A 13,459-nucleotide genomic window follows, 5' to 3' on the forward strand; every position below is an offset into this window, starting at 1 on the left:
CTTGAATTTTTTTAGATACACGAATTGTTAGCAAATACTAGCAACTTCAGTGCCAGACGGGAACAATAATTTACGAGGTATTGTAATAATCTCAAGAGCCATCTGGGCTGAATGGAGAAGTCTTGGAGTTAACTCTAAAGCGTGTGTTAATAATAATATAAAGCTTGTTAGGATTGCAAAGCTTCCCCAAAAGAAACTTTTTGAAGTGTTACGGAAATCTTTTATTAAGGAAAAGAAAGAAAAAAATGCTGTAACAACAAGAATTAAAAATTTATACTTATCAGCCATTAAACCCCTCCTAAAGAACAATAACTTATATTATAGCGTATTTTTCTGTATTATTATAAAGAGATTTTAAAATGAATGATAAAAAGTAGAGGCTGCAACTTAAAGGAATGACGGATTACCTTGAGCGTAGAGGCTGGTGGTATGAAGTTAAGTAAAAATTTTATTTTAGTAAAACAGAAAAATCACTCGGCCTCAAAAAGAGGATACTTTTATTGAGTAATCCTCTTTTTTTAATAAAGGAAATTTAATTGGTTATAATGGAAAGCGCACTGAAAACTAATAAAACGGCCATAATGATGTTAAATGATTTAGTATGCTTCAACAAAATTTTTTGAAACATGGAACCGAATAATGTCCAACTAAATGTGCTCATTAATCCAACTACACCTAGAAATAATGAAAAAAGTAGATAACTTGAATATGAATTGTAGTAAGGAAGAATAAAAGTTGATACTACAGTTAGTCCGAATAGTATTCCTTTAGGGTTAATAAACTGAAGAGAAATCCCAACTGTAAATAAATTTTTATTATATTTTTCATCGGGATTTATGCTAGTTTTACTTGTGAGTATTTTAAGAGCTAAATATAGCATATATGCTACACCTAAGATTTTTAAAGGGAATTCGATTATAGGTAGGATTTTAATTAATACAATATTAAAGAAACTACATAAGGAAGTGAGGATGAAAAAACCGAAAGCTACTCCGAAGCAAAATTGCATACTCTTTTTTAAACCATGTTGATTAGCGTATGTCATAGCTAAAAAATTGTTAGGTCCGGGTGTGAAGCTACTTATAAAAACAAATAACAAAAAAGAAAATATAGGCATTTCAAAACCCCCTAAGTATTTTGTATGTTATAATGACTGAAAAGAACTATATAACGTGTGCTTTTTATTATACATAACGGTCGTTATATTGTATATAGTGTAGGAGTGTTTCTTATGGAAGAAATTCAACTTATTCTGGCGAAAAATTTAAAAACAATTCGAGAAAAAGAAAAATTAAGTTTAGAAAAGGTTTCCCAATTAACAGGTGTGAGTAAAACGATGATTGGACAAATTGAACGTGGAGAGTCAAGTCCAACATTAACAACGATATGGAAAATTGCGAATGGTTTGAAAGTGTCTTTTACTTCTTTAATCAATAATCCGCAACCGGATACGAAAGTTGTTTTACGAAATGATGTTCAAGTATTATCAGAAGACAATGGAAGATATAAAGTGTATCCTTCTTTTCCTTTCCAAGATGATAGGAACTTTGAAATCTATACGGTTGAAATTGAAACAGAAGGAAAGTTAAATTCGGAAGGTCATAAAGAAGGGACTGAAGAATTTATAACGGTGTTTGAAGGGGAATTGACAATTGAAATAAATGATTGTCAGTATAAATTAAATAGCGGGGATTCAATTCGCTTTAAGGCGGATAGACCGCATTCCTATCGTAATTTTGGAAGAACGCAAACCCGGTTAAATATGACTATTTATTATTCAACTTCATAAATTTACAGCTACCTTGAAAAACAAAGAAAGGCGTAATGATAAAACTATCTATAAGAGATGGTTTTTATTTTTTATAATCCACAAAAAAAGACACTCATTTGAGTGTCAACATAGTGTTGCTCTCGCGTATAGGATTGGAGTATGTTTCTCAAATATGTTTTGAGATGGTTCGCATTTGAGAAACTATCTTCATGTTCAATGTAACATTAGCGGTGAGGAGTGTAAATTGATAATGTATATACGGAAAATTTAGTATAGATACTTTGTACTATGAATATAGTACAAAGTATTTCTTATTGCATAATCACTTACGTGAAGTTATTAAAATATAAACTAAAGGAATGACCTAGTAGTTGCTATTTTAGCATTTAATTATCATTATTAATTAAAAAAGACAGATTCTTAAATAAGAAGGATCTGTCTTTTTGCTCTACATTAAAATAGTTAAAACTAAGTGACGATAAATTCGATTGTAATTGGAATTCCACCGTCTAATGCATCTCCGCCAGGAATTGTAATAGCACCAGTAGGTCCAGTAGTAACACTGGAGTTCACACTAGGTTGAAGAATGCCGTTTACATATAAGTTGTAATACGTAAAAGTCGGAAAAGCAGTTGCAGTAGTGCCAGCATCGTTTAAACAAGCTGTAGCAGCAATTGCAAAAGCTGCACCTGTTCCTGTACCAGCTCCTAATGTAGATGTAAATCTTCTAGATGCCATAAATGGTTGAATAATTGGCAATTAATTCTCACTCCCTATATTGTTTTTTGGGAACGAAGTATACAATAACTTGTCCACTATATTGTATGATAGTTTTTGATAATAGAAACGGCTTTATGATAATAGAGGGAACACAATTTAAGTAAAGATATTATTGTTATTTATTTGAAAAGGTGGTGTTATTACTTATTATTTGTAAGTTATTGGTTATATGCTAATGCTTAGTTTTAATATTAAAATGTGCTTTTAAACCTAAGAGATAAACGTGGAAAAATAAAATAAACTTTTAAGTTTAGGTGTTTAATCTAAGCAGTCAATTATTAAAAACATATAATTAATATGTGAGTCATGAACATAATTAAATATCGTTCTTTCAGTTTAATTATAATTCATGTTTCCTATTTTAAGTGAATGAAACCGATACACAATTTTATAGTTCTTATAATAGGAAAACACTCAAATATAAAACAAGTAAGGAGGACATAAATGACAAACAATAATTGTTTTGGTCATAATAACTGCAATAATCCGATTGTTTTCACTCCAGATTGTTGTAACAATCCACAAACGGTTCCAATTACTAGCGAACAATTAGGAAGATTAATAACTTTATTAAACTCTTTAATTTCGGCTATTGCAGCGTTTTTTGCAAATCCAAGTGACGCAAACAGATTAGCTTTACTCAATTTGTTTACGCAACTATTGAATTTACTAAATGAGTTAGCACCTTCTCCAGAAGGGAATTTCCTAAAACAATTAATTCAAAGTATTATCAATTTACTACAATCTCCTAATCCAGATTTAAATCAATTACTTTCTTTATTACAACAATTCTACAGTGCTCTTGCACCATTCTTCTTCTCATTAATTATTGATCCTGCAAGTTTACAACTTCTATTAAACTTGTTAACTCAACTCATTGGAGTTACACCAGGAGGAGGGGCAACAGGTCCAACAGGCCCAACAGGTCCAGGAGGAGGAGCAACAGGTCCAACAGGCCCAACAGGTCCAGGAGGAGGAGCAACAGGCCCAACAGGAGCAACGGGAGCAGCAGGCCCAACAGGTCCAACGGGAGACACAGGTCTAGCAGGAGCAACAGGTCCAACAGGAGCAACAGGAGCAACAGGAGCAACAGGAGCAACAGGAGCAGCAGGTCCAACAGGCCCAACGGGAGACACAGGTCTAGCAGGAGCAACAGGAGCAACAGGTCCAACAGGAGCAACAGGAGCAACAGGAGCAGCGGGTCCAACAGGTCCAACGGGAGACACAGGTCTAGCGGGAGCAACAGGAGCAACAGGCCCGACGGGAGCAACAGGTCCAACGGGAGCAACAGGCCCGACAGGTTTAACAGGAGCAACAGGAGCAACTGGTGGTGGAGCTATTATTCCATTCGCTTCAGGTACAACACCAGCTGCATTAGCTAACGCATTGGTAGCTAATACAGGAACTCTTCTTGGATTTGGATTTGCTCAGCCGGGTATAGCTTTAACTGGTGGAACAACTATCACATTAGCGTTAAATGTAGGGGATTATGCATTTGTAGCACCACGCGCAGGAACTATTACATCATTAGCAGGTTTCTTTAGTGCAACCGCTGCATTAGCTCCATTAGCACCTGTTCAAGTGCAGATACAAATATTAACTGCACCTCCGGCAAGTAATACGTTTACAGTACAAGGAGCACCTCTATTATTAACACCAGCATTTGCTACAATAGCTCTATTTGATACAGCATCAGGCATCGTACCTGAGGCTATTCCAGTAGCAGCAGGAGATAAAATACTACTATACGTTTCGTTAACGGCAGCTAGTCCAGTAGCAGCTGTTGCAGGATATGTAAGTGCAGGTATTAATATCGTTTAATTTGTTACAATGTCTGTTTGAAATTTGAATTGGCATTTGTATATAGCCCTTCCTAAGTTTATTAGGGAGGGCTATATTTTATGGGAAGATTGGTAATAAATCAATTGAGAAATTACTCTTTGTTAAGTTGGTATAAAAGAAAAATCAAAATTTATGATATGTACTTTATTGTTTATGGAATAAGTTATAACGTTTAAAAAATTACTTATTAATAAAAAAGATGAATTCTATGAAAAACAGAATTCATCCATTAAATAAACAGTATACAAGGGAAGTAAAATATTTATCATGAGCGTTGAAATGTTATTGTTCAAATTAATAATAAACTATTTGTTTTTATTACAGTTACATCCTTTTTTCTTTACATAGCCTTGCTCGGCTAAGTCTCTTTGTGATTGGGAATTGGAAGATTGAGAATTTGAAGACTGAGAAGATGCTGATGAACTACTATTTTTATTATGAGAGTAGTTTTTTCGATAGTTATAATTACTCATAGTACTATCACCTCCAATTAAATATATAACTATTATATGTAGGTATTCTATTAATTGTTACGATAATAAATAGGAATGGGTATACAATAAAAAAATCTCCTACGTATTTTCCGAGGAGATAAATAATTGTCCTTTCATAATATAAATTAATATCCCCAGTAAAGAGGAAAATAATACGAATCTTGGTAATATAAATTTTGTTGTGGATTAGGAGGCTGAGTTGTTGAGTTTATCGTTCCACGGTTTTTATTACAATTTACTGGGGGACCAATTACTGTAGTGGATTGAATAGGGGATACCGCTTGTTTCCATTGTTGCTCATCGAGACAGTAAGTATGAGCCATTATATTAGCTGGAGTTAATCTTAAAATATCAGAACCAAAAATAACTTCTGGTGTTGGGGCATCGAAAATTGCTAATAAATGAGTATTATCTGCTGTAGCAATTTCATAATGCCACCACGCTTGTGGAATGTTGGCAACTTGCCCTGGTTTTATTGGTAAGTTTAATATTTGATTTGTAAAAGGATTAAGTAAAGAAACAACCGCGGATCCTGAAATACAGTAAACAAGTTCAGCTGCATTTTGATGAATATGTGGTTCTACAACATTACCTGAACTTAAATAAATATCTAATAAAGAAGTGTTTTCTAACGTGTTTAATTGTTTCATGCCAAGTACGTTTATATAATTTTGAGTATCTTTCTGAAAAAAATTACTTTTATTTAAATCATAAGTGAAATTAGTTGAGGGGGAGGTGTAGTCGATATTAGAAGTCAATTGTATTACCTGCCTTTCTATTAGTAAGTAAGGTTATAAAATTAGGATATGTGTCTAGTGTTTGTTATGTGCGGTTGTTGGTATCATAATAAATTTGCCTATGCCATAAAGAATATGGGTTGTATTTCGTATTTTGAATAACAGACCAATCCTTTTTCATAGAGGTATTGGTCTGTTATTCAAGATAGTTTTTGCTGAATAATTAATTGTGCTTTAGCGGTATTGGCGTAATTTAGCCACTCTAATGCCAAGTTTTGTTTTAAACCAAAATGGATTTCTATGATGTCAAAATGAGATACCTTTGTTTTAAGTGGAACAGGTATACCGTTGACTTTTGCATTTTTCATGTTATGTGCAATTTTTGGAAATGCAGAGAAAGTAAAATCAATAATTGTAGCACCATCTGGTAAATAAATAGGTTGTAAATCTGAAGTATAAGCCGTTATGGTATTTTCAAATAGTTCGTACGATACTAGATTGTGGAACACAATTGGATCTGTAGTTAATAAATTGTTATGCACAATTGTATCATTCATTATTTTATAAGATATGGATTGGACATTTGCAGTTCTATTATTTAATAAAGAAAAAATGCCGTTATCTTTTAATGTTTTTGCTAATTGTGTTTGAATGATAATTGTTTGTTCAGTATTATTCATATTGACTTTAGTTTTTAAATTGTTATTAAAATAGCTATTTTCAAGTGCTATATTGTCTTCGAAATAGTTTATAGTTGGATTGTATAATTGATGTATCATTCCAAGAATTTTATAGCAATCTAGTACACTTGTAGTTGTAATACAAATTTGTGAAACCTCTGATACATTTTGTATTTCTTGTAATTGTGAGTAAGCAGTATAAATCGGAGGGAACTCATAGCTTATTTCAAATGAAAGGTTAGTATCACAAAAAGAATGAATTCCTTTGCTTAAATTGGTTATATTTTTTTGAAGATGTGGAACATATCCCGATAAGAATTTAAGTACCTTGCTATATCTTTCTTTATGTAAAAAATAAAGGTGTTGAGATGAAACTATATTCGTATATCCATTCATACTTTGGATTGATGGAAAAAAGTAAAGAACGTGTTAATTTAATATTACATCAATCATTAATAAGGGGTGAAGGTTCATGTCATTTAGTGAAATGATTAGAAATGAAGTGCTTGGCTGGGCAGGTGTCTCTGAAAAACCGCATCGATTTGGCGGCATTGAAATAAATTATGGTAAGAAAGAACTTGGTCATCTGCATGGAGATAAGTTAGTTGATTTACCATTTCCAAAGTTAAAGCGGGATGAATTAGTAAAACAAGGATTGGTCAAACCACATCACGTATTACCTGAATCAGGATGGATAAGTTATTATATAAAGAGTGAAGAGGATATACCATTTGCAATTGAGTTATTTCGTATGCAATATGACCGAATAAAAAAATAATGAAATAAAATAGATGAGTAAAAATATATTTTTATGTCACATCCCTCCTTAATCGTTCGTCTTGTATGTAGAACGATAAGGAGGGATTTTATTATGAAGAAATTTGATGTAGCCATTGTTGGTGGTGGGCTTGCTGGATTAGCAGCATCTATATATTTAGCGAAAGCTGGAAAGAAAGTTATTGTATTAGAAAAGTCTAATCATTTAGGTGGTCGAGGGATGACTATAAATAAAAATGGCATTTGTATGAACCTTGGTGCACATGCTTTATATAGAGGAGGGGAAGCGTTTATAACTTTTAATGAGTTAGGTATAAATCTTCCAGGTGGAATCCCATCTACAAAAACACACGGAATATGGAAAGGAGATATTTTCACCATCCCAACAGATTTTCGCTCAATTTTATCAACACCGTTACTTTCATGGTCTGCAAAAACTCAGTTTTCTCGTCTTATGATTCATTTAGGAAATTTAGATGTAGGAAAAGTTCCCCAAATGAGTCTAACTACATGGGCAGAAAATGAAATTAAAGATCCAATGGTTCGAAATATATTTTATGCATTATGCCGAACAACGACATATACGTATGCTCCTACAATACAATTAGCATCTTCAGTACTAAAGCAGATACAGCTTTCTATGAAAGAAGGAGTACTTTATGTAGATGGTGGTTGGGAGACGATAATAACAACTTTAAGGGATATAGCGAATACGAATGGTGTGCAATTTCTAGCTAAAAAGCATGTTTTGAAAATAGAGCATTGTGAAGGGGAACAAAGAATATACTGTTTTGACGATGCAGTATTTGAAGCAGATGCAGTTATTATAACAACCCCACCGAAAGAGGCTTGTAAAATGATAAAAGGTGCTGAAGGAACAAGTTTGCAAAGGTGGAGTGAACAATCAGTACCGGTTACCGTTGCTGCATTAGATATTGGTTTGAGACGATTACCTAATCCGACACATCAATTTGCATTAGGGTTAGATCAGCCTATATTTTTTACGAATCAATCAAGAGCAGCTAAATTAAGTGATGATGGATCAATTACAGTGAGTTTAATTAAGTACCATAATCCTGTACTAGAGATGAAACATACTCATGAAGATAAAGAACTGTTAGAAAGTACAATGGATTTGCTACATCCAAATTGGAAAAGAGAAGTTGTTGCACAGCAATATTTACCGAAAATAACAGTAGTATATGATTTTCTTCATATAAACCGAGTTGAAAAACCAGGTCCTAATATACCTGAAATGCCAGGTGTTTATGTAGCAGGAGATTGGGTAGGGCATGATGAAATATTAGCTGATGCTGCAGTGGCAAGCGGAAAACGTGCAGCTTTACACATTTTAAAGCATTCCGAAAGTGAGGTAGTTCATCATGGAAACGGAGCATTTATATGAAGCATATCAACCATTATTATTTTCATTAGCATACAGAATTCTTGGGAGTGTTATGGATGCTGAGGATATCGTTCATGACGTTTTTATCTCGTTAAATAAAATAGAGGACGTTCAATCTATAGAAAATATGAAAGCATATTTATGTAAAATGGTAACAAATCGATCAATTGATAAATTACGTTCAGCAGCACATAAACGGAACGTATATGTCGGAATGTGGTTACCAGAACCATTTGTGGAAGAGACTGATGACCCATCAGAGTCATTTGTAATGAAAGAATCAATTTCTACGGCATATTTATTACTTTTACAACAATTGTCTGAAGTAGAGAGGGTTGTTTTCATATTAAGAAAAGTTTTCGATTATGAGTACGAAGAAATCGCTTCGATTGTTGATAGGAGTAGTGCGAATTGCCGGAAAATCTTTCAACGTGCACGAAAAAGTATTTTAGATAAGCCGAAGCAGTCAAAGTTAAGTACGAAACAAATGGCTGCTTATGTGGAAAAGTTTGTATCATCATTACAATGTGGAGATGCGCAAGGCATGTTAGAAGTATTAAAAACAGATGCGATATTGAAAGCTGATGGTGGTGGCAAAGTTACAACTGCAATTCATCCAATCTATTCTGCAGATAGGATTATTCGTTTATTCTCTGGAATTAGAAGTAAGTTCCCATCAGCGTACAATGTTGATTATAAGATAGTAAATGGTGCCCCAGGTGTTATTGTTAAAGTGAAAAACAAAGTGACTTATGTACTTTCATTCACATTTGAGAATGAGAAAATCTCAAATATTTATTTGATGGTTAATCCTGAAAAACTTATGCACTTAAATAGAATAGTATAAAAAAGACGCATTTCTTTAGAAGTGCGTCTTTTTATTATTTCTCTAACATTTCAAGAGGTACGTCTTTTTCGCCAGCTACCTCAAATTTAATTTCCCCGTCTTCTTCATAAATACGTGAAATAATCGGTATAGTAATCATTAATTTTTTATGCTGCTTTCGCTTTCGAGCGGCATCTAAGCTAATCACGTTCATTGTAAGCATCCTTTCTTCTAATAAATATATAAACAAAAGAAAATGCGTCCGGAAAGGGCGCTTAATTGAATTTGAAATACCGATTCATTTAAATGAGGTTTATATGATTTAACAACTGCAATTGAAATAAAAATAGTATGAATGGAATAATTGCACGTAGAAATTAACTTTACCAAAAAACGAAACAATATGCTATAAAAAATTGCAAATCTTTATCATATAACGAGAAAAAGGTTTTCGTTTCGCATATAATGAAAGTAGACGGGCAACGAGAGCTTTCTCATCATATTGCTTTGGAAAGGCGATGAAAAGAATGGATACGTTAGATTCATTATTACTTCAACTTGAACAATATGGAGAAGAGCATGATCGAAATAAAAAAACACGGGAAGAAAAACTACGGAATATTTCTCGTGAGATGGGGCAGTTTTTATCAATTTTAGTAAAAGGGTGTAGCGCAATAAATATTTTAGAAATTGGAACTTCTAATGGTTATTCTACATTGTGGTTAGCTAATGCGGTAGAAGAAACAAATGGAAATGTAACAACTGTGGAGCTTTCTTCAGAACGAGTTGGAGAGGCACTTGTCAATTTTGAAAAGGCAAACTTGTTGCAAAGGATTGATGTTCATAATCAAGAAGCAGGGGCATTTTTAGATGCGCAACTAGATCATTCATTTGATTTTATTTTCCTAGATTCAGAGCGTACGCAATACATGTGGTGGCTTGAGCATATAAAACGCATTTTACAACCAAAAGGTTTTCTAGTTGTTGATAATGCAACCTCTCATGCAAGTGAATTAGCCGAGTTTAGAAAAATGATTGAAGAAGATGAAATGTTTGAAACGGTGTTATTGGCATTCCAAAATGGAGCGTTTGTAGCGCGCAAGAAGAAATAGGACTGAGCGTAATATAATTATCACATTGTAAAAGGTGTATGTCAAAATATTGAGTACAGAAGGATAGGAAGAACATAATTTATATAACATACGAAGAATCGGCCTTCAGCATGTGGTTCTCTAGGTCTTAAGTCTGAGGAAAATTATGTTGATTACAGGTATACTTATAGTAAGAAACAGGGAATGACTGCATAAACAGACATTTCTAAAAAAATCGATTTCAAGCAGTCAGAATGCATATGAAATACGATATAATAGATGAAATATGGTGCATATAAATTCGCACATATAAATAAAGGAGCGATTTTGTTGACTGAACTCGAGAAAAAAGAACCTGTATCGGTTGTGAAAGATAATAATGTAGAAGTAGTAGTGGATACAGTTATAAAAGATGAAGAATTAGAGGAACTGAATAAAGAAGCTGATCTTTATGTACAAAAGTTAAATAGCGAGCAAAATACAGATTTATCAAAAGTATTGTCTCAGCTAGGAGATTTAGGGGATAAAGAGCAACAAGCAGCAGGACAAACGTTATCAGCATTAAAACGTCCTGTCACAGCGATGATGAATGGAAAGAACGAAGAAATTCCAAATACATTGTTAGAGTTACGAAAAGTGGTATCAGAGCTTGATCCGAATTCATTAAAAGCAAGTGGTATGAAAAAAATTATGTTTAAAGTATTCAAGAAAAATCCACTTGAAACATACGTGCATAAATATCAATCTATAGATAAGCAAATTGAGGAGATTATAAGATCGCTTCTAATTGGTCGTGATAATTTACAAGAAGATACAGTCGGTCTTGAAATGCTTAAAGAGCAATCACACGATAAAATTCACGCGCTTGATAAGCAAGTATACTTAGGGAAAAAACTTGCTGGCATGCTGGAAGCTGAGAAACAAAATCCAGAACGTCAAAGGGATATTCCATTAATTAATGATGCATTAGAAAAGATTTTAGTGCGTACGCGCAATATGCAGCAAGCGAAAAGTGTGTTATTACAATCTATCGCATCAGTAGACATTATTAAGAAAAATAATGAAAAGTTAACAGAGGCAATTCGTAATGCAATTACGATGACGCAAAACGTTGTAACAGTTTCTGCTGCTATCCAGTTAGCATTAACAAATCAGCGTAAAACAATTGATGCAGTGAATGCAACAAATGAAGCAATTGAGTCTATGGTATTAAGTAATTCTCAGGCATTAAAACAAAATACAGAAGAAACAACGAAATTACTTGAAAATCCTGCAATTAGCATGGATAAATTACGTGAATCATTCCAAAACGTATTTGCTGCAATTGAAGCTTCTGAAAAATCGTCAGAACGTATTATCGAGTCAAGTAAGAAGTTTGTTATTGAACTAGACACATTTAATGATGAAATGAAACAAAAACTCATTCAGCGCCCAAGAAAATAGCAGACTTTTAGAGGAGGTGAAAAAATGAGTTTTATTCAAACTGTATTATTACTACTAGGTACATTGTTTTTAATCGCATTTACTGTCGTTGTTTTAGTTGTATATTTCGGACGTAAACTGTATTTTTCGTGGACGAAGCCATATAAAAGAGCACACGATTCTTTAGATAAGTTATCGAATAAATCATTACCGTTTCTACAAGAATTTACACAACATCCACTCTTTTATCGTTGGATTCGTACGGAAGGAAAAAAAGAACAACATATATTAAATACGCTTTTCTGTGCATCAGGTCAACGTACGAGAGAGCAAGTATTCTCAATGTTACCGAAAGAAAAACAGAAAAAAGTACATGTAATGGCAAAAACGACGAAAAAGCTTACTAATGAAGATATTGATGTAGCAGCGATGAAAATAAAAGATTTTTTAAGACAAGAAACGCAGCAAACAGTAAAACCGACAGATTTATCGTTTTATAAATTGTATTTTTATGATCGATATCCAGATGCATTAAATACAATTCAAGCGTATAAACGCTCAATAAATCCTTCATTACAACGAACGGTTGATGATATTACAATTTCAGTATTAAATGCTTTGCCATATTATCAAGAGCAGCGTATGTTTGAACAGCAACATAAACTTGAAACGTTCTTAATGAAAGATTTAATAGCGATGCTATCGTTAGTCGTACAATTACCACCTTCACAACGGCCAGAAAAAGAAGAAGAATTAAAAATCTACTTGCAAAATTTCCAAAAAGAAATGGAAGAAGTAGAGCGAGATATTCGTGACTCGATTGATCACGATTTGAATGTGAAGATGAGAGCAGCGACTGAGAAGTTTAAAAATAAGTAGGAGAGATTTCCTCAAAAAAGCTGATAAATATAGCTTTTTTGAGGGATCTCTTTTTATTTTGATAAAAATTATAGTTTAATCAGAAATTGCGGAATTAGTTGAAGTATTAATAAGTAAGTAAAAGACTTTTATTATGATATTATTATTGCTATACTGACAAATATTGAAAATGTAAGATTCCAAAAGAAAGTGTTTTTATATAAAAATATCCAAAAACATGTATAGATGACTAGTTTGGGTCTTATGAAATACATAAGTAGAGGAGTACATTTAAATAGTGGATACTTTGTTAATGTTTATTGGGATGGTTGGTTTAATTGGAGCGATAGTATTTTTTATTGCTATGATAGGGACGATAGTTATAAAGAAATATCGTTCGCGCTTGAAAAAATTTGCTATTATTTTTGGTTCATGTTTATCTGTGTTTATCGTTTCTTTAACATTAAGTCATATTTTTTATCCAATAACTGCAGAACAACAGGCTGAAATGGATAAACAAGCTGAAGAAAAGAAGTGGTTAGCAGCTAAAAAAGAAGAGAAACAGAAAGCTGAAAAAGCAAAAATAGAAGAAGAAAAAATTGCTGAAAAGGCAAAAAAAGAAAAAGAGAAACAATTAGTAGCTGAGGCGAAGGAAAAAGAAAAGCTAGAAAAAGAAGCGGTTGAAAAAGCAGAAGCAGATAGACTGAAAGCGGAAGAAGAGCAACGTAAGAAGGAAGAGGAAGAAAAGAAGAAAGAAGAAGAGCAACGTAAAAAAG

General features: G+C 33.1%; 14 protein-coding genes and 2 pseudogenes. 10 read left to right on the top strand and 6 right to left on the bottom strand.

The genetic code is table 11. The features are described from left to right. Positions 1 to 27: 27 nt before the first annotated feature. Positions 28 to 288, bottom strand: a complete 261-nt coding sequence (locus ACTFSI_RS16290) for a hypothetical protein (protein WP_044791133.1) — start codon at positions 286 to 288, stop codon at positions 28 to 30. A gap of 92 nt (positions 289 to 380) precedes the next feature. On the opposite strand from ACTFSI_RS16290, the gene ACTFSI_RS16295 reads away from it, so the two are divergent. Further along, on the top strand, positions 381 to 443 hold the full coding sequence (locus ACTFSI_RS16295; protein ID WP_353824113.1) for an N-acetylmuramoyl-L-alanine amidase C-terminal domain-containing protein: 63 nt from the start codon (positions 381 to 383) through the stop codon (positions 441 to 443). 89 nt (positions 444 to 532) lie between these two features. On the opposite strand, the gene ACTFSI_RS16300 is transcribed toward ACTFSI_RS16295, so the two are convergent. Continuing rightward, complete coding sequence (locus ACTFSI_RS16300) at positions 533 to 1,117, bottom strand: LysE family transporter (RefSeq protein WP_138322007.1); 585 nt, start codon at positions 1,115 to 1,117, stop codon at positions 533 to 535. 57 nt (positions 1,118 to 1,174) lie between these two features. Between ACTFSI_RS16300 and ACTFSI_RS16305 the strand changes: the two genes are divergently transcribed. Continuing rightward, positions 1,175 to 1,789: a helix-turn-helix domain-containing protein gene (locus ACTFSI_RS16305; RefSeq protein ID WP_116777243.1), complete on the top strand. Its 615-nt coding sequence runs from the start codon at positions 1,175 to 1,177 to the stop codon at positions 1,787 to 1,789. Between the two features lie 450 nt (positions 1,790 to 2,239). Here the strand turns inward: ACTFSI_RS16305 and ACTFSI_RS16310 are convergent, their stop codons facing one another. After that, complete coding sequence (locus ACTFSI_RS16310; protein ID WP_001121647.1) at positions 2,240 to 2,530, bottom strand: DUF4183 domain-containing protein; 291 nt, start codon at positions 2,528 to 2,530, stop codon at positions 2,240 to 2,242. Between the two features lie 465 nt (positions 2,531 to 2,995). Between ACTFSI_RS16310 and ACTFSI_RS16315 the strand changes: the two genes are divergently transcribed. Next, entirely contained in the window at positions 2,996 to 4,372 is a 1,377-nt protein-coding gene (locus ACTFSI_RS16315; protein WP_440045500.1) for an exosporium glycoprotein BclB-related protein, read from the top strand. Positions 4,373 to 5,012: 640 nt separating this feature from the next. Here ACTFSI_RS16315 and ACTFSI_RS16320 read toward each other — a convergent pair. Further along, a complete protein-coding gene (locus tag ACTFSI_RS16320) occupies positions 5,013 to 5,645 on the bottom strand; it encodes a cupin domain-containing protein (RefSeq protein WP_138322005.1) in 633 nt (210 codons plus the stop codon). A 179-nt stretch (positions 5,646 to 5,824) separates the two neighbouring features. Beyond that, a pseudogene (locus ACTFSI_RS16325) lies at positions 5,825 to 6,658 on the bottom strand (TGS domain-containing protein); the annotation flags it as partial. Between the two features lie 118 nt (positions 6,659 to 6,776). Between ACTFSI_RS16325 and ACTFSI_RS16330 the strand changes: the two are divergent. From ACTFSI_RS16330 to ACTFSI_RS16340, 3 genes are all read left to right on the top strand, one after another. Beyond that, positions 6,777 to 7,082, top strand: a complete 306-nt coding sequence (locus ACTFSI_RS16330) for a luciferase domain-containing protein (RefSeq protein ID WP_000010316.1) — start codon at positions 6,777 to 6,779, stop codon at positions 7,080 to 7,082. A gap of 93 nt (positions 7,083 to 7,175) precedes the next feature. Then, the gene (locus ACTFSI_RS16335) at positions 7,176 to 8,486 is read left to right on the top strand and encodes a phytoene desaturase family protein (protein ID WP_044791836.1); all 1,311 of its coding nucleotides are present in this window, start codon (positions 7,176 to 7,178) and stop codon (positions 8,484 to 8,486) included. Further along, complete coding sequence (locus tag ACTFSI_RS16340; protein WP_044791834.1) at positions 8,464 to 9,333, top strand: sigma-70 family RNA polymerase sigma factor; 870 nt, start codon at positions 8,464 to 8,466, stop codon at positions 9,331 to 9,333. Before ACTFSI_RS16335 ends, ACTFSI_RS16340 begins: the two co-directional genes overlap by 23 nt. 34 nt (positions 9,334 to 9,367) lie before the next feature. On the opposite strand, the gene ACTFSI_RS16345 is transcribed toward ACTFSI_RS16340, so the two are convergent. After that, complete coding sequence (locus ACTFSI_RS16345) at positions 9,368 to 9,526, bottom strand: hypothetical protein (protein ID WP_001100983.1); 159 nt, start codon at positions 9,524 to 9,526, stop codon at positions 9,368 to 9,370. Positions 9,527 to 9,830: 304 nt separating this feature from the next. On the opposite strand from ACTFSI_RS16345, the gene ACTFSI_RS16350 reads away from it, so the two are divergent. The 4 genes and pseudogenes from ACTFSI_RS16350 to ACTFSI_RS16365 all read left to right on the top strand — a co-directional run. Further along, entirely contained in the window at positions 9,831 to 10,424 is a 594-nt protein-coding gene (locus tag ACTFSI_RS16350; protein ID WP_041184107.1) for an O-methyltransferase, read from the top strand. 309 nt (positions 10,425 to 10,733) lie between these two features. Then, positions 10,734 to 11,846 carry a toxic anion resistance protein gene (locus ACTFSI_RS16355; RefSeq protein ID WP_000137416.1) on the top strand — a complete coding sequence of 371 codons (1,113 nt, stop codon included), beginning with the start codon at positions 10,734 to 10,736 and terminating at the stop codon, positions 11,844 to 11,846. A gap of 24 nt (positions 11,847 to 11,870) precedes the next feature. Next, a complete protein-coding gene (locus tag ACTFSI_RS16360) occupies positions 11,871 to 12,704 on the top strand; it encodes a DUF3974 domain-containing protein (RefSeq protein WP_044791832.1) in 834 nt (277 codons plus the stop codon). Between the two features lie 277 nt (positions 12,705 to 12,981). Next, positions 12,982 to 13,459, top strand: a pseudogene (locus ACTFSI_RS16365) (hypothetical protein); the annotation flags it as partial.

Source organism: Bacillus cereus group sp. MYBK101-2 (genome assembly GCF_051918845.1).
In the GTDB taxonomy this organism is placed as follows: domain Bacteria; phylum Bacillota; class Bacilli; order Bacillales; family Bacillaceae_G; genus Bacillus_A; species Bacillus_A paranthracis.

Coding starts and splice junctions, on each gene's coding strand:
- ACTFSI_RS16290 (WP_044791133.1), bottom strand. CDS start 288: ATGGCTGATAAGTATAAATTTTTAATTCTTGTTGTTACAGCATTTTTT.
- ACTFSI_RS16300 (WP_138322007.1), bottom strand. CDS start 1,117: ATGCCTATATTTTCTTTTTTGTTATTTGTTTTTATAAGTAGCTTCACA.
- ACTFSI_RS16315 (WP_440045500.1), top strand. CDS start 2,996: ATGACAAACAATAATTGTTTTGGTCATAATAACTGCAATAATCCGATT.
- ACTFSI_RS16330 (WP_000010316.1), top strand. CDS start 6,777: ATGTCATTTAGTGAAATGATTAGAAATGAAGTGCTTGGCTGGGCAGGT.
- ACTFSI_RS16335 (WP_044791836.1), top strand. CDS start 7,176: ATGAAGAAATTTGATGTAGCCATTGTTGGTGGTGGGCTTGCTGGATTA.
- ACTFSI_RS16340 (WP_044791834.1), top strand. CDS start 8,464: ATGGAAACGGAGCATTTATATGAAGCATATCAACCATTATTATTTTCA.
- ACTFSI_RS16345 (WP_001100983.1), bottom strand. CDS start 9,526: ATGAACGTGATTAGCTTAGATGCCGCTCGAAAGCGAAAGCAGCATAAA.
- ACTFSI_RS16350 (WP_041184107.1), top strand. CDS start 9,831: ATGAAAAGAATGGATACGTTAGATTCATTATTACTTCAACTTGAACAA.
- ACTFSI_RS16360 (WP_044791832.1), top strand. CDS start 11,871: ATGAGTTTTATTCAAACTGTATTATTACTACTAGGTACATTGTTTTTA.